The organism is Citrobacter koseri ATCC BAA-895 (genome assembly GCF_000018045.1).
GTDB lineage: Bacteria > Pseudomonadota > Gammaproteobacteria > Enterobacterales > Enterobacteriaceae > Citrobacter_B > Citrobacter_B koseri.
This window is the reverse complement of the sequence record NC_009792.1, coordinates 80,029-102,545: the sequence shown is the minus strand read 5'-3', so window position 1 is coordinate 102,545 and position 22,517 is coordinate 80,029. Positions and strand designations below refer to the sequence as shown.

Annotated in this window: 16 protein-coding genes, 3 tRNA genes and 3 rRNA genes; 6 read left to right on the top strand and 16 right to left on the bottom strand. The window is 52.9% G+C overall.

Features of this window, described 5'->3' with window-relative positions; all coding sequences use genetic code 11:
- Positions 1 to 2 precede the first annotated feature (2 nt).
- A complete protein-coding gene (gene ilvX / locus CKO_RS23745; RefSeq protein WP_202401504.1) occupies positions 3 to 53 on the bottom strand; it encodes a peptide IlvX in 51 nt (16 codons plus the stop codon).
- Between the two features lie 87 nt (positions 54 to 140).
- On the bottom strand, positions 141 to 239 hold the full coding sequence (ilvL, locus tag CKO_RS00485) for an ilv operon leader peptide (RefSeq protein WP_001311244.1): 99 nt from the start codon (positions 237 to 239) through the stop codon (positions 141 to 143).
- A 351-nt stretch (positions 240 to 590) separates the two neighbouring features.
- On the opposite strand from ilvL, the gene CKO_RS00480 reads away from it, so the two are divergent.
- Positions 591 to 2,111, top strand: coding sequence for a YifB family Mg chelatase-like AAA ATPase (locus CKO_RS00480; RefSeq protein WP_012131116.1), 1,521 nt, complete (start codon positions 591 to 593; stop codon positions 2,109 to 2,111).
- 26 nt (positions 2,112 to 2,137) lie between these two features.
- Here CKO_RS00480 and maoP read toward each other — a convergent pair whose 3' ends face one another.
- A complete protein-coding gene (maoP, locus tag CKO_RS00475; RefSeq protein ID WP_012131115.1) occupies positions 2,138 to 2,476 on the bottom strand; it encodes a macrodomain Ori organization protein MaoP in 339 nt (112 codons plus the stop codon).
- A 106-nt stretch (positions 2,477 to 2,582) separates the two neighbouring features.
- Between maoP and hdfR the strand changes: the two genes are divergently transcribed.
- Positions 2,583 to 3,428, top strand: a complete 846-nt coding sequence (gene hdfR / locus CKO_RS00470; protein ID WP_012131114.1) for an HTH-type transcriptional regulator HdfR — start codon at positions 2,583 to 2,585, stop codon at positions 3,426 to 3,428.
- A 103-nt stretch (positions 3,429 to 3,531) separates the two neighbouring features.
- Here the strand turns inward: hdfR and CKO_RS00465 are convergent.
- The 6 genes from CKO_RS00465 to CKO_RS00440 all read right to left on the bottom strand — a co-directional run bounded on the left by CKO_RS00465 (position 3,532) and on the right by CKO_RS00440 (position 8,751).
- A tRNA-Trp gene (locus CKO_RS00465) sits at positions 3,532 to 3,607 on the bottom strand.
- Positions 3,608 to 3,615: 8 nt separating this feature from the next.
- Positions 3,616 to 3,692: transfer RNA gene (locus tag CKO_RS00460), tRNA-Asp, on the bottom strand.
- A gap of 53 nt (positions 3,693 to 3,745) precedes the next feature.
- Positions 3,746 to 3,861, bottom strand: a 5S ribosomal RNA gene (gene rrf / locus CKO_RS00455).
- 95 nt (positions 3,862 to 3,956) lie between these two features.
- Positions 3,957 to 6,861 (bottom strand): 23S ribosomal RNA (locus CKO_RS00450).
- Between the two features lie 187 nt (positions 6,862 to 7,048).
- Positions 7,049 to 7,124: transfer RNA gene (locus CKO_RS00445), tRNA-Glu, on the bottom strand.
- Between the two features lie 85 nt (positions 7,125 to 7,209).
- Positions 7,210 to 8,751, bottom strand: a 16S ribosomal RNA gene (locus CKO_RS00440).
- Together the 16S, 23S and 5S rRNA genes with 3 tRNA genes alongside form the textbook arrangement of a ribosomal RNA operon.
- A gap of 478 nt (positions 8,752 to 9,229) precedes the next feature.
- Here CKO_RS00440 and CKO_RS00430 point away from each other — a divergent pair.
- Positions 9,230 to 9,934 (top strand): FadR/GntR family transcriptional regulator, encoded by a 705-nt coding sequence (locus tag CKO_RS00430; protein WP_012131112.1) that lies wholly within the window; start codon positions 9,230 to 9,232, stop codon positions 9,932 to 9,934.
- An 11-nt stretch (positions 9,935 to 9,945) separates the two neighbouring features.
- On the top strand, positions 9,946 to 11,373 hold the full coding sequence (gene mdtD, locus CKO_RS00425; RefSeq protein WP_012131111.1) for a multidrug transporter subunit MdtD: 1,428 nt from the start codon (positions 9,946 to 9,948) through the stop codon (positions 11,371 to 11,373).
- On the opposite strand, the gene rbsR is transcribed toward mdtD, so the two are convergent.
- The 7 genes from rbsR to kup all read right to left on the bottom strand — a co-directional run bounded on the left by rbsR (position 11,339) and on the right by kup (position 19,269).
- Positions 11,339 to 12,337, bottom strand: coding sequence for a ribose operon transcriptional repressor RbsR (gene rbsR / locus CKO_RS00420; RefSeq protein WP_024130089.1), 999 nt, complete (start codon positions 12,335 to 12,337; stop codon positions 11,339 to 11,341). The genes mdtD and rbsR overlap by 35 nt on opposite strands.
- 3 nt (positions 12,338 to 12,340) lie before the next feature.
- A complete protein-coding gene (gene rbsK / locus CKO_RS00415) occupies positions 12,341 to 13,270 on the bottom strand; it encodes a ribokinase (protein WP_012131109.1) in 930 nt (309 codons plus the stop codon).
- A gap of 140 nt (positions 13,271 to 13,410) precedes the next feature.
- Positions 13,411 to 14,301 carry a ribose ABC transporter substrate-binding protein RbsB gene (gene rbsB, locus CKO_RS00410; RefSeq protein ID WP_012131108.1) on the bottom strand — a complete coding sequence of 297 codons (891 nt, stop codon included), beginning with the start codon at positions 14,299 to 14,301 and terminating at the stop codon, positions 13,411 to 13,413.
- Positions 14,302 to 14,325: 24 nt separating this feature from the next.
- Positions 14,326 to 15,291 carry a ribose ABC transporter permease gene (gene rbsC, locus CKO_RS00405; protein WP_012131107.1) on the bottom strand — a complete coding sequence of 322 codons (966 nt, stop codon included), beginning with the start codon at positions 15,289 to 15,291 and terminating at the stop codon, positions 14,326 to 14,328.
- 5 nt (positions 15,292 to 15,296) lie between these two features.
- Positions 15,297 to 16,802, bottom strand: coding sequence for a ribose ABC transporter ATP-binding protein RbsA (gene rbsA / locus CKO_RS00400; RefSeq protein WP_012131106.1), 1,506 nt, complete (start codon positions 16,800 to 16,802; stop codon positions 15,297 to 15,299).
- A 7-nt stretch (positions 16,803 to 16,809) separates the two neighbouring features.
- Positions 16,810 to 17,229 carry a D-ribose pyranase gene (gene rbsD / locus CKO_RS00395; protein ID WP_024130088.1) on the bottom strand — a complete coding sequence of 140 codons (420 nt, stop codon included), beginning with the start codon at positions 17,227 to 17,229 and terminating at the stop codon, positions 16,810 to 16,812.
- Positions 17,230 to 17,400: 171 nt separating this feature from the next.
- Positions 17,401 to 19,269 (bottom strand): low affinity potassium transporter Kup, encoded by a 1,869-nt coding sequence (kup, locus tag CKO_RS00390; RefSeq protein WP_012131104.1) that lies wholly within the window; start codon positions 19,267 to 19,269, stop codon positions 17,401 to 17,403.
- Positions 19,270 to 19,573: 304 nt separating this feature from the next.
- Here kup and ravA point away from each other — a divergent pair, with 304 nt between their 5' ends.
- Complete coding sequence (gene ravA / locus CKO_RS00385) at positions 19,574 to 21,070, top strand: ATPase RavA (RefSeq protein WP_024130087.1); 1,497 nt, start codon at positions 19,574 to 19,576, stop codon at positions 21,068 to 21,070.
- Positions 21,064 to 22,515 (top strand): ATPase RavA stimulator ViaA, encoded by a 1,452-nt coding sequence (viaA, locus tag CKO_RS00380; protein ID WP_012131102.1) that lies wholly within the window; start codon positions 21,064 to 21,066, stop codon positions 22,513 to 22,515. Before ravA ends, viaA begins: the two co-directional genes overlap by 7 nt.
- The last annotated feature ends 2 nt before the right edge of the window (positions 22,516 to 22,517 follow it).

Sequence of the window (22,517 nt, the reverse complement as noted above, 5' to 3'; positions counted from 1 at the left end):
AGCTACATCCCCGCCGTAAATCTGGAGAAACAGAATTTTATGCTATTAGTCATTATCTGCTCCTCGTTTATGTTTTTAAGGTCAAAAAAAAACCCCCGGACCTTTCGGTGCGGGGGTCTTAGTTCGTTAAGGCTTGATTTCTAAGCCTTTCCTCGTCCAAGTGCAGCCCCGCACGGTGGGATAATAATCACCACCACGCTAATCACGACCAGGCTAATCACTCGTAGAAGGGCTGTCATTTTTGTCTATTCTTGCATCTTGTTCGAAGGAATGCCTAAAGAGTTACCATAGCTTTCGCCAATAGCACAAGATATTTTTATTTTCATTTTTCTGACGCAGCTAACGGTTTAGCAAAAAATCATTGTTTTTTATACAAAAAACAGGAAATGAAAAATTTTCACTTTTTGCCTCATAAACAGCAGCAACCCCCATCTTTTTTTCGCATCTGTGATTTTTTGCGAGCACGCTTCCGAACAGCAAAGCATATTTTGAAAAGGCGATAAAATTACCGGAATACGCGCCGAAAGTTAACGATCGTGCAGGATATTCCTGGTTTTTAATGCAGCATAATTCTCTCAACGGGAGGAATTATGTCACTGTCGATTGTTCACACACGCGCCGCACTTGGCGTTAATGCGCCCCCAATAACCATCGAGGTGCATATCAGTAATGGCCTGCCGGGTTTAACAATGGTTGGGCTACCTGAAACGACGGTAAAGGAGGCCCGGGATCGGGTTCGCAGCGCAATCATCAATAGCGGGTATGAATTTCCGGCGAAGAAAATCACCATTAATCTGGCCCCGGCAGATTTACCCAAAGAGGGCGGAAGATATGATTTACCTATCGCAATTGCGCTTCTGGCGGCGTCAGAGCAACTTACAACAAATAAGCTTAATGAATATGAACTGGTGGGCGAACTGGCCCTTACAGGTGCGTTACGTGGCGTTCCAGGCGCGATATCCAGTGCAACCGAGGCAATTCGGGCAGGCAGACATATCATTGTTGCAAAAGAGAATGCAACAGAAGTTGGGCTAATCAGCGGAGAGGGATGCCTGATTGCAGATCATCTGCAAACGGTATGCGCATTTCTGGAAGGGAAACTGGATCTTGAGAAACCAGTCTCTACCGATTCTGACGCCTGTTTACTGCATGACGATCTCAGTGATGTTATCGGTCAGGAACAGGGGAAACGAGGCCTGGAAATCACGGCCGCAGGAGGGCACAACCTGCTGCTGATAGGCCCGCCAGGTACGGGAAAAACCATGCTGGCCAGCCGCATTAATGGGCTACTGCCATCATTAAGTGACAAAGAAGCGCTGGAAAGCGCGGCGATTCTCAGCCTGGTGAACGCCGATACGGTACAAAGGCAGTGGAAACGGCGTCCTTTCCGCTCACCTCATCACAGCGCATCATTAACGGCAATGGTGGGGGGAGGTTCAATACCCGCGCCAGGAGAAATATCGCTGGCGCACAACGGTATTTTGTTTCTGGATGAACTGCCTGAGTTTGAGCGACGCACGCTGGATGCGCTGCGTGAACCTATTGAGTCTGGTCAGATACACCTTTCGCGCACCCGGGCAAAGATCACCTATCCTGCGCGCTTCCAACTGATTGCAGCAATGAATCCCAGTCCGACCGGTCACTATCAGGGGAACCATAATCGCTGTAGCCCGGAACAGACGTTGCGCTACCTCAGCCGTTTATCCGGCCCCTTTCTCGATCGATTCGATCTCTCGCTCGAAATTCCCCTGCCACCACCCGGTATACTCAGTCAGGCAGCGGTTAAAGGCGAGGACAGCGCTACAGTGAAAGTACGGGTGATATCCGCACGGAAACGCCAGTACGAACGACAGGGGAAGCTAAACGCCCATCTGGACAGCCAGGGTATACGAAAATACTGCTCTCTACACAGTGATGATGCGCACTGGCTGGAGGAGACGCTGATACATCTGGGATTGTCTATACGAGCCTGGCAGCGCTTACTGAAGGTTGCCCGTACCATTGCCGATCTGGAACAAACGGAGAATATTACGCGCCTGCATTTGCAGGAGGCTGTGGGCTATCGGGCAATAGACAGACTACTGATTCATTTACAAAAACTACTGACGTAAAAAAAGGGCATTTCGCCCTTTTTTTATTAATCGTCAGATTCGGTGTAGTCTTCCGCACCTTCCATCTGCGGTTTACCGCCAGACAGAGTGTGGAAACGTTTTGGACGCTTAATACGCGTCATATATTTAGACCAGACGCGTTCTGCTTCTGTCACCGGCTCACGTTCGCCACGGCATACCGCGACAAACAGTCTCTCTTCTTCGGTTACTGGCTCACGTTTCCCCAGATCCAGCTCATTGAAGGCATAACCATGACGTTCAAGCAGTTGTGCCTCTTTGATGGTGAAATCACCATGACGAGAGAATCCGCGTGGATAATATTTGTTGTCGAAATATCGATTAGTCGTCGTAAAGCTTTCCGCCATCCTGCACGCTCCTAATTCTTTGGCCGAGCTATTTATGGCGCGGAGTATTAGTTACGCTTGACAGAGTGTAAAACAAAAGATTTAAATCATTACGACAAATAATTTTGTGGAGAGCGTTGTGGATACGGAATTGTTAAAAACTTTCCTGGAAGTTAGCCGGACACGCCACTTTGGACGAGCGGCAGAAGCGCTCTACCTGACCCAATCGGCGGTCAGTTTTCGGATAAGACAACTGGAAAATCAGCTTGGTGTGAACCTGTTCACCCGGCACAGAAACAATATCCGCTTAACCGCAGCAGGTGAAAAGCTACTACCCTATGCAGAAACGCTGATGAATACGTGGCAGGCGGCACGTAAGGAAGTGGCGCATACATCGCGGCATAATGAGTTTTCTATCGGTGCCAGCGCTTCTCTGTGGGAGTGCATGCTCAATGGCTGGCTGGCACGCTTATATCAGTCTCTGGAGCCGCAAGCCAGTCTGCAATTTGAAGCCAGGATCGCTCAACGCCAGTCGTTAGTAAAGCAACTCCATGAACGTCAGCTTGATCTGCTCATTACCACCGAAGCGCCAAAAATGGATGAGTTTAGCAGCCAATTGCTGGGACATTTCACACTCGCATTGTATTGCAGCAGCCCATCACAGATGAAAGATGAATTAAATTATCTGCGTCTTGAGTGGGGGCCTGATTTTCAACAGCATGAAGTGGGTTTGATTGCGAGCGATGAGGTTCCCGTTCTTACCACCAGTTCAGCTGAACTGGCGAGACAGCAACTGTCTGCTCTTAATGGATGCAGTTGGCTTCCTGTTGGCTGGGCCAAAGAAAAAGGCGGGCTTCATACCGTTGCCGACAGCGCTACGCTTTCACGCCCGTTATATGCAATATGGCTACAAAATAGCGATAAACATACGTTGATCCGCGATCTGTTAAAAACAAACGTCCTGGAAGATTAAAGGGACAGCAATGGCAAGGATGCCAGGAAAGGTGTTGAATGGATATGCCGGGGGCCGTTTTTCAGGCAAAAAAAATCCTTAGCAAATGCTAAGGATAATTTTCTGGCAGGGGCGGAGAGACTCGAACTCCCAACACCCGGTTTTGGAGACCGGTGCTCTACCAATTGAACTACGCCCCTAATTAGGGTGGCGGAACGGACGGGACTCGAACCCGCGACCCCCTGCGTGACAGGCAGGTATTCTAACCAACTGAACTACCGCTCCACCGAATTTTTCTACATCCACTGATTTCACATCAGCTTACTGCTTTATTTGATGCCTGGCAGTTCCCTACTCTCGCATGGGGAGACCCCACACTACCATCGGCGCTACGGCGTTTCACTTCTGAGTTCGGCATGGGGTCAGGTGGGACCACCGCGCTACGGCCGCCAGGCAAATTCTGTTCGTCTAATGCCTCTCGCATTAAACACTAATCTGTAATCAGGCTGAAAATCGTCTCTCAGTCCGCCAAAACACCTTCGGCGTTGTAAGGTTAAGCCTCACGGTTCATTAGTACCGGTTAGCTCAACGCATCGCTGCGCTTACACACCCGGCCTATCAACGTCGTCGTCTTCAACGTTCCTTCAGGACTCTCAAGGAGTCAGGGAGAACTCATCTCGGGGCAAGTTTCGTGCTTAGATGCTTTCAGCACTTATCTCTTCCGCATTTAGCTACCGGGCAGTGCCATTGGCATGACAACCCGAACACCAGTGATGCGTCCACTCCGGTCCTCTCGTACTAGGAGCAGCCCCCCTCAGTTCTCCAGCGCCCACGGCAGATAGGGACCGAACTGTCTCACGACGTTCTAAACCCAGCTCGCGTACCACTTTAAATGGCGAACAGCCATACCCTTGGGACCTACTTCAGCCCCAGGATGTGATGAGCCGACATCGAGGTGCCAAACACCGCCGTCGATATGAACTCTTGGGCGGTATCAGCCTGTTATCCCCGGAGTACCTTTTATCCGTTGAGCGATGGCCCTTCCATTCAGAACCACCGGATCACTATGACCTGCTTTCGCACCTGCTCGCGCCGTCACGCTCGCAGTCAAGCCAGCTTATGCCATTGCACTAACCTCCTGATGTCCGACCAGGATTAGCTGACCTTCGTGCTCCTCCGTTACTCTTTAGGAGGAGACCGCCCCAGTCAAACTACCCACCAGACACTGTCCGCAACCCGGATTACGGGCCCACGTTAGAACACCAGCCATTAAAGGGTGGTATTTCAAGGGCGGCTCCATGCAGACTGGCGTCCACACTTCAAAGCCTCCCACCTATCCTACACATCAAGGACCAGTGTTCAGTGTCAAGCTATAGTAAAGGTTCACGGGGTCTTTCCGTCTTGCCGCGGGTACACTGCATCTTCACAGCGAGTTCAATTTCACTGAGTCTCGGGTGGAGACAGCCTGGCCATCATTACGCCATTCGTGCAGGTCGGAACTTACCCGACAAGGAATTTCGCTACCTTAGGACCGTTATAGTTACGGCCGCCGTTTACCGGGGCTTCGATCAAGAGCTTCTCCGCGAGGATAACCCCATCAATTAACCTTCCGGCACCGGGCAGGCGTCACACCGTATACGTCCACTTTCGTGTTTGCACAGTGCTGTGTTTTTAATAAACAGTTGCAGCCAGCTGGTATCTTCGACTGATTTCAGCTCCATGGGTAAACCACTTCACCTACATATCAGCGTGCCTTCTCCCGAAGTTACGGCACCATTTTGCCTAGTTCCTTCACCCGAGTTCTCTCAAGCGCCTTGGTATTCTCTACCTGACCACCTGTGTCGGTTTGGGGTACGATTTCGTGTTACCTGATGCTTAGAGGCTTTTCCTGGAAGCAGGGCATTTGTCACTTCAGCACCGTAGTGCCTCGTCATCACGCCTCAGTGTTAAAGTGCACCGGATTTGCCTGGAGCACACACCTACACGCTTAAACCGGGACAACCGTCGCCCGGCCGACATAGCCTTCTCCGTCCCCCCTTCGCAGTAACACCAAGTACAGGAATATTAACCTGTTTCCCATCGACTACGCCTTTCGGCCTCGCCTTAGGGGTCGACTCACCCTGCCCCGATTAACGTTGGACAGGAACCCTTGGTCTTCCGGCGAGCGGGCTTTTCACCCGCTTTATCGTTACTTATGTCAGCATTCGCACTTCTGATACCTCCAGCATGCCTCACAGCACACCTTCAACGGCTTACAGAACGCTCCCCTACCCAACAACACATAGTGTCGCTGCCGCAGCTTCGGTGCATGGTTTAGCCCCGTTACATCTTCCGCGCAGGCCGACTCGACCAGTGAGCTATTACGCTTTCTTTAAATGATGGCTGCTTCTAAGCCAACATCCTGGCTGTCTGGGCCTTCCCACATCGTTTCCCACTTAACCATGACTTTGGGACCTTAGCTGGCGGTCTGGGTTGTTTCCCTCTTCACGACGGACGTTAGCACCCGCCGTGTGTCTCCCGTGATAACATTCTCCGGTATTCGCAGTTTGCATCGGGTTGGTAAGCCGGGATGGCCCCCTAGCCGAAACAGTGCTCTACCCCCGGAGATGAGTTCACGAGGCGCTACCTAAATAGCTTTCGGGGAGAACCAGCTATCTCCCGGTTTGATTGGCCTTTCACCCCCAGCCACAGGTCATCCGCTAATTTTTCAACATTAGTCGGTTCGGTCCTCCAGTTAGTGTTACCCAACCTTCAACCTGCCCATGGCTAGATCACCGGGTTTCGGGTCTATACCCTGCAACTTAACGCCCAGTTAAGACTCGGTTTCCCTTCGGCTCCCCTATTCGGTTAACCTTGCTACAGAATATAAGTCGCTGACCCATTATACAAAAGGTACGCAGTCACCCCATAAAGAGGCTCCCACTGCTTGTACGTACACGGTTTCAGGTTCTTTTTCACTCCCCTCGCCGGGGTTCTTTTCGCCTTTCCCTCACGGTACTGGTTCACTATCGGTCAGTCAGGAGTATTTAGCCTTGGAGGATGGTCCCCCCATATTCAGACAGGATACCACGTGTCCCGCCCTACTCATCGAGCTCACAGCCTGTGCGTTTTCGTGTACGGGACTTTCACCCTGTACCGTGCGACTTTCCAGACGCTTCCACTAACACACAAGCTGATTCAGGCTCTGGGCTCCTCCCCGTTCGCTCGCCGCTACTGGGGGAATCTCGGTTGATTTCTTTTCCTCGGGGTACTTAGATGTTTCAGTTCCCCCGGTTCGCCTCGTTAGCCTATGTATTCAGCTAACGATAGTGTGACGAATCACACTGGGTTTCCCCATTCGGACATCGCCGGGTCAAGGGTTCATATCACCTCGCCGGCGCTTTTCGCAGATTAGCACGTCCTTCATCGCCTCTGACTGCCAGGGCATCCACCGTGTACGCTTGGTCGCTTAACCTCACAACCCGAAGATGTTTCGTGAAACACTTCGTGTTGCGAAAATTTGAGAGACTCATACACACTTTACGTGTGTCGTTTCAATTTTCAGCTTGATCCAGATTTTTAAAGAGCAAATATCTCAAACGTCACCCGAAGATGAGTTTTGAGATATTAAGGCAGGTGACTTTCACTCACGAACCAGCAAGTGGCGTCCCCTAGGGGATTCGAACCCCTGTTACCGCCGTGAAAGGGCGGTGTCCTGGGCCTCTAGACGAAGGGGACACTGAAGTCTCAATCGCAAGACGCCTTGCTTCTTTCTTTTCATCAGACAATCTGTGTGGGCACTGCAAAGGCAGGTTCTTTCAGGTAAGGAGGTGATCCAACCGCAGGTTCCCCTACGGTTACCTTGTTACGACTTCACCCCAGTCATGAATCACAAAGTGGTAAGCGCCCTCCCGAAGGTTAAGCTACCTACTTCTTTTGCAACCCACTCCCATGGTGTGACGGGCGGTGTGTACAAGGCCCGGGAACGTATTCACCGTGGCATTCTGATCCACGATTACTAGCGATTCCGACTTCATGGAGTCGAGTTGCAGACTCCAATCCGGACTACGACATACTTTATGAGGTCCGCTTGCTCTCGCGAGGTCGCTTCTCTTTGTATATGCCATTGTAGCACGTGTGTAGCCCTGGTCGTAAGGGCCATGATGACTTGACGTCATCCCCACCTTCCTCCAGTTTATCACTGGCAGTCTCCTTTGAGTTCCCGGCCTAACCGCTGGCAACAAAGGATAAGGGTTGCGCTCGTTGCGGGACTTAACCCAACATTTCACAACACGAGCTGACGACAGCCATGCAGCACCTGTCTCACGGCTCCCGAAGGCACATTCTCATCTCTGAAAACTTCCGTGGATGTCAAGACCAGGTAAGGTTCTTCGCGTTGCATCGAATTAAACCACATGCTCCACCGCTTGTGCGGGCCCCCGTCAATTCATTTGAGTTTTAACCTTGCGGCCGTACTCCCCAGGCGGTCGACTTAACGCGTTAGCTCCGGAAGCCACGCCTCAAGGGCACAACCTCCAAGTCGACATCGTTTACGGCGTGGACTACCAGGGTATCTAATCCTGTTTGCTCCCCACGCTTTCGCACCTGAGCGTCAGTCTTCGTCCAGGGGGCCGCCTTCGCCACCGGTATTCCTCCAGATCTCTACGCATTTCACCGCTACACCTGGAATTCTACCCCCCTCTACGAGACTCAAGCCTGCCAGTATCAGATGCAGTTCCCAGGTTGAGCCCGGGGATTTCACATCTGACTTAACAGACCGCCTGCGTGCGCTTTACGCCCAGTAATTCCGATTAACGCTTGCACCCTCCGTATTACCGCGGCTGCTGGCACGGAGTTAGCCGGTGCTTCTTCTGCGGGTAACGTCAATTGCTGCGGTTATTAACCACAACACCTTCCTCCCCGCTGAAAGTACTTTACAACCCGAAGGCCTTCTTCATACACGCGGCATGGCTGCATCAGGCTTGCGCCCATTGTGCAATATTCCCCACTGCTGCCTCCCGTAGGAGTCTGGACCGTGTCTCAGTTCCAGTGTGGCTGGTCATCCTCTCAGACCAGCTAGGGATCGTCGCCTTGGTGAGCCGTTACCCCACCAACTAGCTAATCCCATCTGGGCACATCTGATGGCAAGAGGCCCGAAGGTCCCCCTCTTTGGTCTTGCGACGTTATGCGGTATTAGCTACCGTTTCCAGTAGTTATCCCCCTCCATCAGGCAGTTTCCCAGACATTACTCACCCGTCCGCCACTCGTCAGCAAAGCAGCAAGCTGCTTCCTGTTACCGTTCGACTTGCATGTGTTAGGCCTGCCGCCAGCGTTCAATCTGAGCCATGATCAAACTCTTCAATTTAAGTTTGATGCTCGTGAATTAAACTTCGTAATGAATTACGTGTTCACTCAGAGACTTGGTATTCATTTATTGTCCGAAGACATTAAGAATCCATGTCACTTTGAGTGCCCACACAGATTGTCTGATAAATTGTTAAAGAGCAGTGCCGCTTCGCTTTTTCTCAGCGGCGCGGGGTGTGCATAATACGCTTTCCCGCTTGAGAGTCAAGCATTTATTTTTGCTTTTCTCTGCCGGCGTTCATCGCTGAACCCCGCTGACCCGGCGGCCTGTGTGCCGTTGTTCCGTGTCAGTGGAGGCGCATTATAGGGAGTTATTCCGGCCTGACAAGGGGAAATTTAAAATTATTTTCCGACTGCTTTTTTTTTAAGCAAAACCACTATTAACATGCCATAAAATAAGCAATTTGCCGTTTTTACAACCTTAATCACACTTCCTGATGGCATACTAATGAATAAGAAAAGAGAAAGGACAAACATTTATGCCTTTAAGCGCACAACAGTTAGCTGCACAGAAAAATCTTTCCTACGTTCTGGCTGAGAAGCTGGCGCAGCGAATCTTAAAGGGTGAATACGCGCCCGGCACCATTCTTCCCGGAGAAATCGAACTGGGCGAGCAATTTGGCGTGAGTCGCACGGCGGTACGTGAGGCAGTGAAGACGCTAACAGCAAAAGGCATGGTGTTGCCCCGTCCTCGTATTGGTACGCGGGTTATGCCGCAGGCAAACTGGAACTTCCTCGATCAGGAACTGCTCACCTGGTGGATGACAGAAGAAAACTTCCATCAGGTTATTAATCATTTTCTGGTGATGCGTATCAGTCTCGAACCGCAGGCATGTTCACTGGCAGCGACGATCGGATCAGCGGAACAGAAAGCGCATCTGAATACCTTAATGGAAGAGATGGTGGCGTTGAAGAAGAACTTCAGACGCGAACGCTGGATTGAAGTCGATATGGCGTGGCATGAGCATATTTATGAAATGAGCGCGAATCCGTTCTTAATCTCTTTTGCCTCGCTGTTCCATTCGGTCTATCACACCTACTTCACCTCTATTACCTATAACGATGTGGTGAAGCTGGATTTACACCAGGCTATTGTAGATGCCATAGCCGACAGTGATGGCGATCGCGCCTTTAAAGCGTGCCAGGCATTGTTGATAGCGCCGAACGAACAACCGGACAAGTAACGGGATACCGAATGTCAGAGAAAAAAGCGCGCAGTATGGCCGGGTTGCCGTGGATAGCGGCTATGGCTTTTTTTATGCAGGCGCTGGATGCTACCATTCTTAATACCGCTCTACCCGCTATCGCGCACAGCCTCAACCGTTCTCCTCTTGCCATGCAGTCCGCTATTATCAGTTATACCCTGACGGTCGCGATGCTGATTCCGGTAAGCGGATGGCTGGCCGATCGCTTTGGCACCCGTCGCGTCTTTATTATTGCCGTCAGTCTGTTTACGCTCGGCTCGCTGGCATGCGCGCTTTCTGGCTCATTAGCTGAATTGGTTGTCTTCCGCGTGGTGCAGGGGATCGGCGGCGCAATGATGATGCCGGTCGCCCGTCTGGCATTATTACGCGCTTACCCCCGAAGTGAACTGCTTCCGGTTCTGAATTTCGTGACGATGCCAGGCCTGGTCGGCCCCATCCTCGGCCCGGTATTGGGGGGCATACTGGTGACATGGGCAAGCTGGCACTGGATCTTCCTGATTAATATTCCCATTGGCATTGTCGGTATCCTGTATGCCCGTAAGTACATGCCAAACTTCACCACGCCGCGACGCCGTTTCGACATGACCGGCTTCTTCCTCTTTGGTTTGAGTCTGGTGCTGTTCTCCAGCGGAATGGAGCTTTTCGGCGAGAAGATCGTCGCAACCTGGATAGCATTAACCATTATTCTGAGCAGTATCGTGCTGCTGCTGGCCTATATTCGCCATGCGCGTCGACACCCAACGCCGTTGATTTCACTTTCGCTGTTCAGAACGCGCACGTTCTCCGTTGGGATAGCAGGAAACCTCGCCACGCGTCTGGGAACGGGATGCGTTCCCTTCCTGATGCCGCTGATGATACAGGTAGGATTTGGATACCCGGCGCTGATAGCCGGCTGCATGATGGCCCCGACTGCGCTGGGTTCTATTCTGGCGAAATCAGCGGTCACTCAGGTGCTGCGCAAACTGGGGTACAAGACGACGCTGGTCGGCATTACGGTATTTATTGGCCTGATGATTGCGCAGTTCTCTTTGCAATCCCCCGCCATGCCGGTATGGATGTTGATTCTGCCGCTGTTTGTTCTGGGTATGGCGATGTCCACGCAGTTTACCGCCATGAACACCATCACCCTTGCGGACCTGACCGATGATAACGCCAGCAGCGGCAACAGTCTGCTGGCCGTCACGCAGCAGCTTTCCATCAGTTTAGGGGTAGCGATCAGCGCTGCCGTATTGCGTCTCTATGAAGGGATTGAGGGAACCAATACGGTTGAACAGTTCCACTATACCTTTATTACGATGGGCGCTATTACGGTGGTATCCGCGCTGATGTTCATGTTGCTGAAAGCCAAAGATGGCCGCAATCTGATCAAAGAACGGCACAAACCTAAACCGCCCCCCGCGCCATCAGAACAGGAGTAAGTTGCAAACGCTGCTGTTGTAGCGTGGGTTGTGCCATACGGTGAATCAACACGTCGATGGCCAACTCACCCAGTTCATCTTTCGGTTGATGAATCGTCGTCAGCGGCGGCGTCATGTAGCGCGCCAGTTCAATATCATCATAGCCAATCACCGCCATATCCTGCGGGATGCGCAACCCTACCTGATAAAGCGCCTGATACGCACCGACGGCCATTGCATCATTGCCGGCAAATACCGCCTGTGGGCGTTGTTTATGGGACAGCAGCATTTGCATGGTTTCAAATCCGCCGCCAAACTCGAAATCTCCTGTGATCTCATACCCTTCAGGAATTTCCAGCCCCGCGCGTTTCATGGCCTCCCGATACCCTTCCAGCCGCAAACGCGCGGGCGTTTTGTCCAGCGGGCCGGTAATGCAGGCTATTCGGGTAAAACCTTTATCAATCAGGTATTGCGTCGCTAAATCGCCGCCCAGAAGGGAGTTGTCCTGGATCAGATCGCAATCCCCTTCGTCATCAAAGGGCGACCAGTCCATCATCACGGTAGGAATAGAGGGATAACGCTGCATGATCTCCCGGGAGGGTTGATGCGTCTCCGTACAGAGCAGCAATAGGCCATCGACCCGCTTTTGCATCAACGTTTCCAGATTGCGGTTCATTCGCTGCTCATCGCCTTCGGTATTACACAATACCAGGCTGTAGCCCCGCTCAAAGCAGCTACGTTCAACGCCGCGCACCAGTTCTGAATAAAAAGGATTGGTACTGGCAGTGATCAGCATGCCGATTGTGCGGGTCTGATTTAATTTCAGGCTACGCGCCAACGCTGAAGGCGCGTAGTTTAACTCTTTAATCGCCGCTTCCACTTTCCCGGTGATAGCTTCACTGACAAAGCGATCTTTATTAATAACGTGCGAAACAGTTGAAGTGGAAACGCCCGCCAGACGGGCAACATCCTTCATTGTAGCCAAACGTTACCTCTGCTGACCTAAAAACGCCTCTATCTCTTCACGCCACGGAACAGAAGGTTGCGCACCTTTGCGTGTCACCGCAATCGCAGCAGCGGCATGGGCAAAGCGAATGGCCTCCGGCAGCGGCGTCTCTTCCAGTAAGGCGGTAACTAACGCACCATTAAAAGTATCCCCGGCGGCTATCGTATCAACGGCGTTCACTTTAAACCCCGGCACACGACGGCCTTCGCCCTTCACGCTGGCCCACACGCCGCGGCTGCCTAACGTAATCAGTACGGTATGAATGCCTTTATCATGCAGCACCTGCGCTGCTTTAGCGGCATCTTCATCACTTTCGACGCGAATTCCCGTGAGCTTTTCCGCTTCGGTTTCATTTGGCGTAATGATGTCCACCAGCGCCAGCAGCTCATCAGACAGTTCACGCGCCGGAGCCGGGTTAAGCGCAACGGTAGTGTTGTTCTGATGCGCAATTTTTGCCGCCGCCAGCACGCTTTCAATCGGCGACTCGAGTTGCATCAATAGCGCAGAAGCCCCGGCGATACGCTCGCGTTGCGCTTCCACCAGCGCTGGCGACAATGCGGCATTGGCGCCAGCATGAATGCCGATGACATTTTCCCCTTCGCCATTAACAAAAATCAGCGCGACTCCGGTAGATTCCCCGTTAATCACGCTGACCGGAACAATATCAATGTTATCGCTGGCTAACTGTTTACGCACGCTCTCGCCAATATCGTCATCGCCAGTACAGGCAATAAACGCGATATTTGCGCCGCTGCGCCCTGCGGCCACCGCCTGATTCGCGCCTTTACCGCCGAATGCCACCTGATATTGGGTGCCCGTTACGGTTTCGCCTGGCGCAGGAAAAGATTCGAGGTTGAGGATGTGATCGGCATTAATACTGCCAAGGACGACAAGGTTGCCTGCGGTTTTCATGTTCGGGATGTCCAGTAAAGTGCGCCACCGGGTTAGGGTGGCGCGTGCCCTGCTTTTCTTTTTACGCTTTCATCTTCAAACAACTCTCTGAGGATGGCGTATTTATGTCGCCATCAGACCGCGAACGGCCTGAGCCGTTATTACTGCTTGATGACAAGTTTCAGGTCAACCGGATATTTGGCCTGAACTTTCTCGCCTTTCAGTACTTTATCAGCGGTTTCAACGCCTTTAGCGCCAATCTGATCCGGCAACTGAGCGATCGTCGCAGCCAGTTTGCCATCATTTACCGCCTTCTCGCCATCCGGCGTACCATCAAATCCAACCACCATCACATCAGATTTACCTGCGGTTTGCAGAGCGCGCAGCGCACCCAGCGCCATTTCGTCGTTCTGTGCGAATACCGCCTGCACATCAGGATGCGCAGTCAGCAGGTTCTGCATGACGTTCAGACCTTTGGTGCGGTCAAAGTCAGCAGGCTGGCTGGCCAGTACATTAAATTTGTGTGCCGCAACGGCCTGCTGGAAGCCTTCGCCACGCTCACGCGCTGCGGATGTTCCGGCGATGCCTTGCAGTTCAATCACTTTCGCGCCTTCACCTGCTTTCTTCGCAATGTAATCACCGGCGATTTTGCCGCCCAGCACGTTATCGGAAGCAATGTGGCTGACAACGTCGCCTTTGGTTGCCTGGCGATCAAGGGTGATAACCGGAATCTTCGCCTGGTTAGCCATCTTAACCGCGTTGCCTACCGCGTCGGAATCGGTTGGGTTGATCAGCAGAATTTTAGTGCCGCGAACGGTTAAATCCTGAACGTTAGCCAGCTCTTTCGCCGGGTTGTTCTGGGAGTCCAGCACGACCAGGTTATAGCCCAGTTTATCCGCTTCTTTCTGCGCCCCCTCTTTCAGGGTGACAAAGAACGGGTTGTTGAGCGTGGAGATCACCAGAGCAATGGTGTCTTTCGCCATCGCATTCGCGCTCACGGTGGCGCTCAGCGCAACAGCAGAAACCAGGGTAGCCAGTTTTTTCATGTTCATATTTAAGATGTCCTGTAGTCGTTGTTACTGCTTTTTGTTGTCTACCAGTACCGCCAGCAAAATCACCACCGCTTTGACGATCATCTGGTAATAGGAGGAAACACCTAACAAATTCAAACCATTATTAAGGAAACCGAGAATCAATGCGCCGATCAATGTCCCAACAATGCGCCCTTTACCGCCCGCCAGGCTGGTGCCGCCTAACACAACCGCTGCGATGGCATCCAGCTCATAACCCGTACCCGCCGTTGGCTGCGCGGAGGAAAGACGAGCCACTTCGATGATGCCCGCCAGCGAGGCCAGCAGACCACAAAGCGAATAGACGATGATTTTGACTTTACTGACGCTGATACCCGACAGACGCGTTGCCGCTTCGTTGCCGCCCAGCGCATAGATATAGCGACCCAGGCGAGTATGATGCAGCATGTACCACGCCGCCAGGAAGACGATGCCCATAATCCAGACCGGCGTCGGAACGCCCAGCGGGCGGCCAATCCCGAACCAGCCGAAGAGATCGGCGTTATCCGTAAAGCCGGTATTCACCGGGCTTCCGTTGGTGTACACCATCGTGACGCCGCGCAGCAGAAGCATCATCACCAGCGTGGCGATAAACGCCTGCACGCGACCTTTTGCCACGATCACGCCGGTCACCGCGCCAATGGCGGCGCCTAACGCCAGCGCCGCCGCAACGGCCACCAGCGCATTCACTTCAATCCCTACAATTGAAGCGGCAACCGCGCCGGTAAGCGCCAGCAGGGAACCAACGGACAGATCGATGCCTGACGTCAGGATAACCAGCGTCATCCCAACGGCCATGATGGCGTTGACGGACGTTTGCTGGAGAATGTTAAACAGGTTATTAACGGTAAAAAAGTTGGGACTCATGGTAGAAACAATCGCGATCAGCACCAGCAGAGCGATGAGCGATTTCTGCTCCATCAGCCACGCTTTAGTGAAATAACGGCGACCAGAAACAGCCTGGATAGTCATCTTTTTTACTCCTGATTCACGCGATTAAGCTTGCCCACAGCGGCAGCCATTAACACTTCCTGGGTGGCCTGCTCGCGAGTGAATTCACCGCCGAGATGCCCTTCATGCATGACGATAATGCGATCGCTCATACCCAATACTTCTGGCATCTCAGATGAGACCAGAATGATGCTCAGACCATCGGCCTTAAACTGGTTGATAAGCTGATAAATTTCTTTTTTCGCGCCAACGTCCACACCGCGGGTTGGCTCATCGAGGATCAGCACTTTGGGGCGGGTCATCAGTCCACGCGCAATGGCGACTTTCTGCTGATTGCCGCCAGAGAGCAACCCGATAGCCTGCTCCATCGACGGCGTTTTCACATTGAACAGACGGATAAAGTCACTCACCGCCTGCTGTTCATCTTTATGTTTCAGGTTGCCGCCAGCGCGGCTGAAATAACGCAGCGCGGTGAGCGACATATTCTCTTTTACCGACATGCCGAGCACTAAGCCGTCGCGTTTACGGTCTTCAGAGATATAAACAATACCGTTAGCCAGGCCATCCTGCGGTGAACGGGTAATCACTTCATGCCCGTCGAGCGTGACGTAACCGCTGGTGCGCGGCAGCGCGCCGTACAGCACTTTCATCAGTTCCGTACGCCCGGCGCCCATCAAACCGGAGATCCCCAGAATTTCCCCTTTGCGCAGAGTAAAGGAGACATTATTAACGCCGGGACCGCACAGGTTATCGACTTTCAGGCGTACCTCGCCTGGCGCTTTATCCAGACGCGGGTACTGATCTTCAAGCTTACGTCCGACCATCATTTCAATCAGCGAATCTTCGGTCAGCGATGCCACTTCACGCTCGGCAATAAACTGCCCGTCGCGGAAAACCGTCACGTCATCGCAAATTTCGAAGATCTCTTTCATGCGGTGGGAGATATAGACAATGCCGCGCCCCTGCGATTTCAACTCGCGGATGACGCGGAACAGCGATTCCGTTTCGGTATCAGTGAGCGCATCCGTGGGTTCATCCATAATGATGACTCGGGATTCGAAGCTCAGTACCTTGGCGATTTCGACCATCTGCTGATCGCCGATAGAGAGTTCGCCCACCAGCCTGTCGCTTTTGAAGCGCAGGTTAAGTCTGGCAAGCAGAACATCCGCTTCGGCATACATCTTTTTCCAGTCGATTTTGCCAAAGCGATTTACAAACTCACGCCCCAGAAAGATATTCTCGGCAATCGTGAGCTGTGGGATCAGGTTCAGTTCCTGGTGAATGATGCCAATCCCGGCTTCCTGCGAGGATTTTGGGCCATTGAAGGTCGTTTCTTTACCCAGCCACAATAACGATCCCGCATCACGGGTATAGATACCGGTCAGGACTTTCATCATGGTGGATTTGCCCGCGCCATTTTCGCCCACCAGCGCCATTACGCGGCCTGGATAGACATTTAACGCGGCGCCAGATAGCGCTTTCACGCCCGGGAACGCTTTATCGATCCCTTTGAGTTGCAGTAATGCGTCCATGATGGCCTCAGAACGTGACGCCGGCACAGAGAATAACATTCGCATACGGGGAGCACTCCCCGCTGCGAATCACCGCCTGACTGTCTGCGGTTAGTTTTTTAAAATGTTCATGCGTGGTGTAACGAATTTCTATGGTGTTTCCCTGGTGTTGTTGCAGTTGCTCAATATGGCTGAGCAACGTTTCGTGGAGTTGCGGATTATGTTCTTTGATTTCCGTCGCGAGAATAGCCGCCTCAACCTGCATTTCACGGGTCACGACATCCAGTACCTGCATAAAAGAAGGTACGCCCTGGGTTAACGCCATATCGATACGCGTTGTACTGGATGGAACAGGTAAACCTGCGTCACACACTACCAGCGTATCAGTATGCCCCAGACGGGAGATGACCGATGAAATATCAGAATTAAGTACCGCGCCTTTCTTCATTTTCTTTCCCCACTAGCGAAACGTTTCGCTGGTAATAAGTTTACTCCCGGAAGTGAGCAGAAAACCATCATGACGTAACGGAATTGTGATCGGGGTCGAAACGTTTCGCTAAGTGAAATGCGACGGGGATAATTGCCCAGCGGCGCTGCGCCGCCCGGCACTTTAAAAGGCTTAAATCTCGACCTGCGTTCCCAGTTCGATAACCCGGTTCGGCGGGATTTCAAACTGATCCGGCGCACGCAGCGCATTACGCTGCAACAGCAGATAGAGCTTGCCGCGCAAACGCAAATACCACGGGCGTTTGCCGAGGATCAGCGATTCATGCGACATAAAGAAAGAGGTTTCCATCATCCGGCAACTCAGCCCTTCCAGCCCGCAGCGGTGGAACACTTCCTCAACGTTCGGCGTTTCGCGCCAACCGTAGCTGGCCACCACGCGCCAGAAGGTTGGCGACAGTTGCTCAATCTGCACCCGGCGAACATTGTGTACGTATGGCGCGTCTTCCGTGCGTAGCGTCAGCAGAATCACGCGTTCATGCAGCACCTTGTTATGCTTGAGGTTATGCAGCAACGCAAACGGAATGACGTTCAGCGCGCGGGACATATACACCGCCGTACCGGGGACGCGTACCGGAGGCGATTTCTCCAGCGAGGCGATCAGGGCTTCCAGGGAGTTACCGTGCTCATGCATACGACGCAGCAGACGGAAACGCTCGCTCTTCCAGGTCGTCATAATGATGAACATCACGATCCCCAGCGTCAGCGGCAACCAGCCGCCCGACAGCAGCTTGTCGAGGTTTGCCGAGAACAGCGGAACATCAACGCACAGGAACGCCACCAGGATCAGCGCGACAAAATACTTATTCCAGTGCCAGTTTTTACGCGCCACGGTGGTAGAAAGAATCGAGGTCAGCACCATCGTACCGGTAACGGCAATACCGTATGCCGCCGCCAGGTTGCTGGAACGCTCAAAGCTGACAATAACAATAACCACCGCAAAATAGAGCATCCAGTTCACGAACGGAATATAGATCTGCCCGGACTCCATTTCGGAGGTGTGGATAATGCGCATGGGCGATAAATATCCCAGCCGCACCGCCTGGCGCGTCAGCGAGAAGACACCGGAAATCACCGCCTGAGAGGCGATAACCGTCGCCAGCGCGGCAAGAATCAGCAGCGGGATCAGCGCCCACTCCGGCGCCAACAGGAAGAACGGGTTCTTAATCGCTTCCGGGTGTTTGAGCAGCAATGCGCCCTGACCAAAGTAGTTTAACGTTAATGAAGGAAGAACAACCGAGAACCAGGCCAGACGAATCGGCAGCTTGCCGAAATGCCCCATATCCGCATACAGCGCCTCAACCCCGGTAATCGAAAGCACCACGGCGCCCAGCGCAATAAACGACACCGTTTTGTACTCAAGGAAGAATTTCGCCGCCCACATGGGATTGAGGGCATGAAGCACATCCGGGTTAGCGATGATACTGCGCAGGCCGAGTCCGGCCAGAATCAAAAACCACGTCAGCATAATCGGCGCAAACAGCTTACCGACCATCCCCGTTCCGTGTTTCTGAATCATAAACAGCAGAGTAAGCACAATAATAGAAAGCGGGACGACCCAGGTATCCAGTTCCGGCGCCACAATTTCCAGACCTTCAATAGCCGACATGACTGAGATCGCGGGTGTAATCACCACTTCGCCGTAGAAGAAACTACCGCCAATTAACCCCATAATGACCAGCGTGGACGTCATTCTCGCCGACGTATTACGCCCGGCTAGCGACATTAAGGTCAGAATCCCGCCCTCGCCGGCGTTATCTGCGCGCATGACAAAAGTCAGATACTTGATGGAAACAACAAAGATCAGCAGCCAGAAAATCAGCGACAGAAAGCCAAATACGGCATCACGTTCAACACCAAAACCAAACTGACCGGACAAGCATTCACGAAGTGTATAAAGTGGGCTGGTACCAATATCACCATAGACAACCCCAATCGCTGCGAGAGTGATCGCAGACAATGATTGTTTATTATCAGTGCTCATAGACTCGTCTTTCGTTTATACATGGCATCTTTCAAACGACAAGGCTCCCGGGGATCCACTCCTTTGCCACCTTGATGCAGTTTGAATGATTTAGTGTATATATATGAAATGTGTGCGTAGTCCCTTGGCCCACAAAAAAGGCGCACAGTATGCACGATTAATCGCAAAATCGTACCCCTAATCGACGTCAGATTAACCTGGCGCAAAGAAAAAGAAACGATGCTTCAGTCTATTATTGCTTCGTGGCGAAACGTCTATACTCGCTGTTAACATGATACATCTGGCGGAAGGACGCCACCTTATTATGGCTCACCCACATTTATTAGCGGAAAGAATTTCCCGTCTGAGCAGCGCCCTGGAAAAGGGACTTTATGAACGTAGCCACGCCATTCGCCTTTGCCTGCTGGCAGCGTTGAGCGGTGAGAGCGTCTTTTTACTTGGCCCGCCAGGCATTGCCAAAAGCCTGATAGCCCGTCGTCTGAAGTTCGCCTTTCAGCACGCCCGCGCCTTTGAGTATCTGATGACGCGTTTCTCCACGCCCGAGGAGGTTTTTGGTCCTCTCTCCATTCAGGCGCTAAAAGATGAAGGTCGCTATGAGCGTCTGACCACGGGTTATCTTCCTGAAGCGGAAATCGTCTTTCTGGATGAGATCTGGAAAGCGGGCCCGGCAATCCTGAACACTCTGCTGACCGCCATTAACGAACGCCATTTCCGTAACGGCGCGCACGAAGAAAAAATTCCGATGCGCCTGCTGGTGGCGGCCTCAAACGAGCTTCCCGAAGCAGACAGCAGTCTGGAGGCGTTATACGACCGTATGCTCATTCGTCTGTGGCTGGATAAAGTACAGGATAAGGCGAATTTCCGCTCCATGCTGGTAAGCCAGCAGGACGAAAGCGACAACCCGGTGCCAGCCTCATTACAGGTGACTGATGAAGAGTATTATCAGTGGCAGAAGGATATTTCCGCCATTACGCTGCCCGATCATGTATTTGAACTGATTTTCACGCTGCGCCAGCAGCTTGATGCGCTGCCGGACGCTCCCTATGTCTCCGACCGTCGCTGGAAAAAAGCCATTCGTCTGTTACAGGCCAGCGCATTCTTTAGCGGACGCGACGCCGTAGCGCCAATCGATCTTATCCTGCTGAAAGATTGCCTGTGGTATGACGCGCAAAGCCTGAATCTGATGCAGCAACAGCTTGAAATATTGATGACCGGGCACGCCTGGCAGCAACAGGCAATGCTGACGCGCCTCGGCGGCATTGTGCAACGTCGCCTTCAGTTGCAACAGCAGCAAAGCGATAAAACAGCCTTTACCGTTGTTCGTCAGGGAGGAATGTTCAGCCGCCGTCCCCATTACGATCTGCCGCCAGAGGCGAGCGCGCCAGTGCTAACCTTGCTTTTGCAACAACCGCTTAAACTGCATGATATGGAAGTCATTCATATCGCTTTTGAACGCAGCGCCCTTGAGCAGTGGCTGGCAAAAGGCGGAGAGATCCGCGGCAAACTCAACGGGATCGGTTTTGCCCAGACGCTGAATATGGAAGTTGATAGCGCTCAGCATCTGGTGGTGCGCGACGTCAGCCTACAGGGCAGCCGTCTGGCGCTACCGGGCAGTTCAGAAGAGGGAATGCCCGGCGAAATCAAACAGCAGCTTGAGGCGCTGGACAGCGAATGGCACCAGCAGCACAGCCGGTTCAGCGAACAGCAAAAATGTCTGTTTATCCATAGCGACTGGTTAGGTCGTATTGAAGCCAGCCTACAGGATGTTGGTGCGCAGATCCGCCAGGCGCAGCAATGCTGACACTGGACACGCTGAATGTCATGCTGGCGGTCAGTGAAGAGGGGATTATCGAAGAGATTATCCTCACTTTGCTGGCCTCCCCGCAGTTGGCTATCTTCTTCGAGAAATTCCCCCGATTAAAGAGGGCCATTTCCGACGATCTTCCCCGCTGGCGCGAAGCGCTGCGCAGCCGTCTTAAAGACGCGCGCGTGCCGCCGGAACTCACGGAAGAGGTGATGTGCTATCAACAAAGCCAGCTTCTCGGAACAACGCAGTTTATTGTGCAATTGCCGCAGATATTAGCGTTGCTGCACCGGCTACATTCGCCCTATGCCGGGCAAGCCCAGCAACTGGTGGACAGTAACGCTACTTTTACGCCAGCGCTGCACACGCTTTTTCTGCAACGCTGGCGTTTAAGCCTGATCGTGCAAACCACGGCCTTAAATCACCAGTTGCTGGAAGAGGAGCGCGAGCAGTTGCTAAGTGAAGTGCAGGAACGCATGACGCTCAGTGGGCAACTGGAGCCGGTCCTGGCGGAAAATGACCATGCAGCCGGCCGCCTGTGGGACATGAGCGCAGGGCAGCTCAAACGCGGCGATTATCAGTTGATCGTAAAATATGGCGACTTCCTGGCAGAACAACCCGAACTGAAACGCCTGGCGGAACAGTTAGGCCGCTCCCGGGAAGCCAAATCGGTGCCGCGCAAAGATGCGCCGATGGAGACATTTCGTACGCTGGTGCGCGAACCGGCGACCGTTCCAGAACAGGTTGACGGTATTCAGCAAAGCGACGACATTCTGCGCCTGCTGCCGCCTGAGCTGGCAACGCTCGGCATTACCGAACTGGAATATGAATTCTACCGACGGCTGGTGGAAAAACAGCTACTCACGTACCGTCTGCACGGCGAAGCGTGGCGTGAGAAAGTGACTGAGCGCCCGGTCGTTCATCAGGATTTTGACGAACAGCCGCGCGGGCCATTCATTGTTTGCGTGGACACCTCCGGCTCAATGGGCGGATTTAACGAGCAGTGCGCGAAAGCCTTTTGCCTGGCGCTGATGCGCGTCGCGCTGGCGGATAACCGTCGCTGCTTCATCATGCTGTTTTCCACAGAGGTCGTGCGCTATGAACTGTCTGGTCCAGAAGGCATCGAGCAGGCCATCCGCTTTTTGAGCCAGCGCTTTCGCGGCGGCACGGATATCGCCAGCTGTTTTCGCGCCATCATTGAGCGGATGCAGGGGCGAGAATGGTTTGATGCGGATGCGGTAGTCATTTCAGATTTTATCGCCCAGCGCTTACCTGACGATGTTGTGAATAAAGTAGGGGAGTTACAGCGAGTACACCAGCACCGTTTTCATGCGGTGGCGATGTCGGCACATGGCAAACCCGGCATCATGCGCATTTTCGACCATATCTGGCGCTTTGATACCGGGATGCGAAGCCGCCTGCTACGACGCTGGCGGCGTTAAAG

Bases quoted from the DNA above. Each gene is read 5' to 3' on its own strand.
- ilvL (WP_001311244.1), bottom strand. From the start codon at position 239: ATGACAGCCCTTCTACGAGTGATTAGCCTGGTCGTGATTAGCGTGGTG.
- CKO_RS00480 (WP_012131116.1), top strand. From the start codon at position 591: ATGTCACTGTCGATTGTTCACACACGCGCCGCACTTGGCGTTAATGCG.
- maoP (WP_012131115.1), bottom strand. From the start codon at position 2,476: ATGGCGGAAAGCTTTACGACGACTAATCGATATTTCGACAACAAATAT.
- CKO_RS00430 (WP_012131112.1), top strand. From the start codon at position 9,230: ATGCCTTTAAGCGCACAACAGTTAGCTGCACAGAAAAATCTTTCCTAC.
- mdtD (WP_012131111.1), top strand. From the start codon at position 9,946: ATGTCAGAGAAAAAAGCGCGCAGTATGGCCGGGTTGCCGTGGATAGCG.
- rbsK (WP_012131109.1), bottom strand. From the start codon at position 13,270: ATGAAAACCGCAGGCAACCTTGTCGTCCTTGGCAGTATTAATGCCGAT.
- rbsB (WP_012131108.1), bottom strand. From the start codon at position 14,301: ATGAACATGAAAAAACTGGCTACCCTGGTTTCTGCTGTTGCGCTGAGC.
- rbsC (WP_012131107.1), bottom strand. From the start codon at position 15,291: ATGACTATCCAGGCTGTTTCTGGTCGCCGTTATTTCACTAAAGCGTGG.
- rbsA (WP_012131106.1), bottom strand. From the start codon at position 16,802: ATGGACGCATTACTGCAACTCAAAGGGATCGATAAAGCGTTCCCGGGC.
- rbsD (WP_024130088.1), bottom strand. From the start codon at position 17,229: ATGAAGAAAGGCGCGGTACTTAATTCTGATATTTCATCGGTCATCTCC.
- kup (WP_012131104.1), bottom strand. From the start codon at position 19,269: ATGAGCACTGATAATAAACAATCATTGTCTGCGATCACTCTCGCAGCG.
- ravA (WP_024130087.1), top strand. From the start codon at position 19,574: ATGGCTCACCCACATTTATTAGCGGAAAGAATTTCCCGTCTGAGCAGC.
- viaA (WP_012131102.1), top strand. From the start codon at position 21,064: ATGCTGACACTGGACACGCTGAATGTCATGCTGGCGGTCAGTGAAGAG.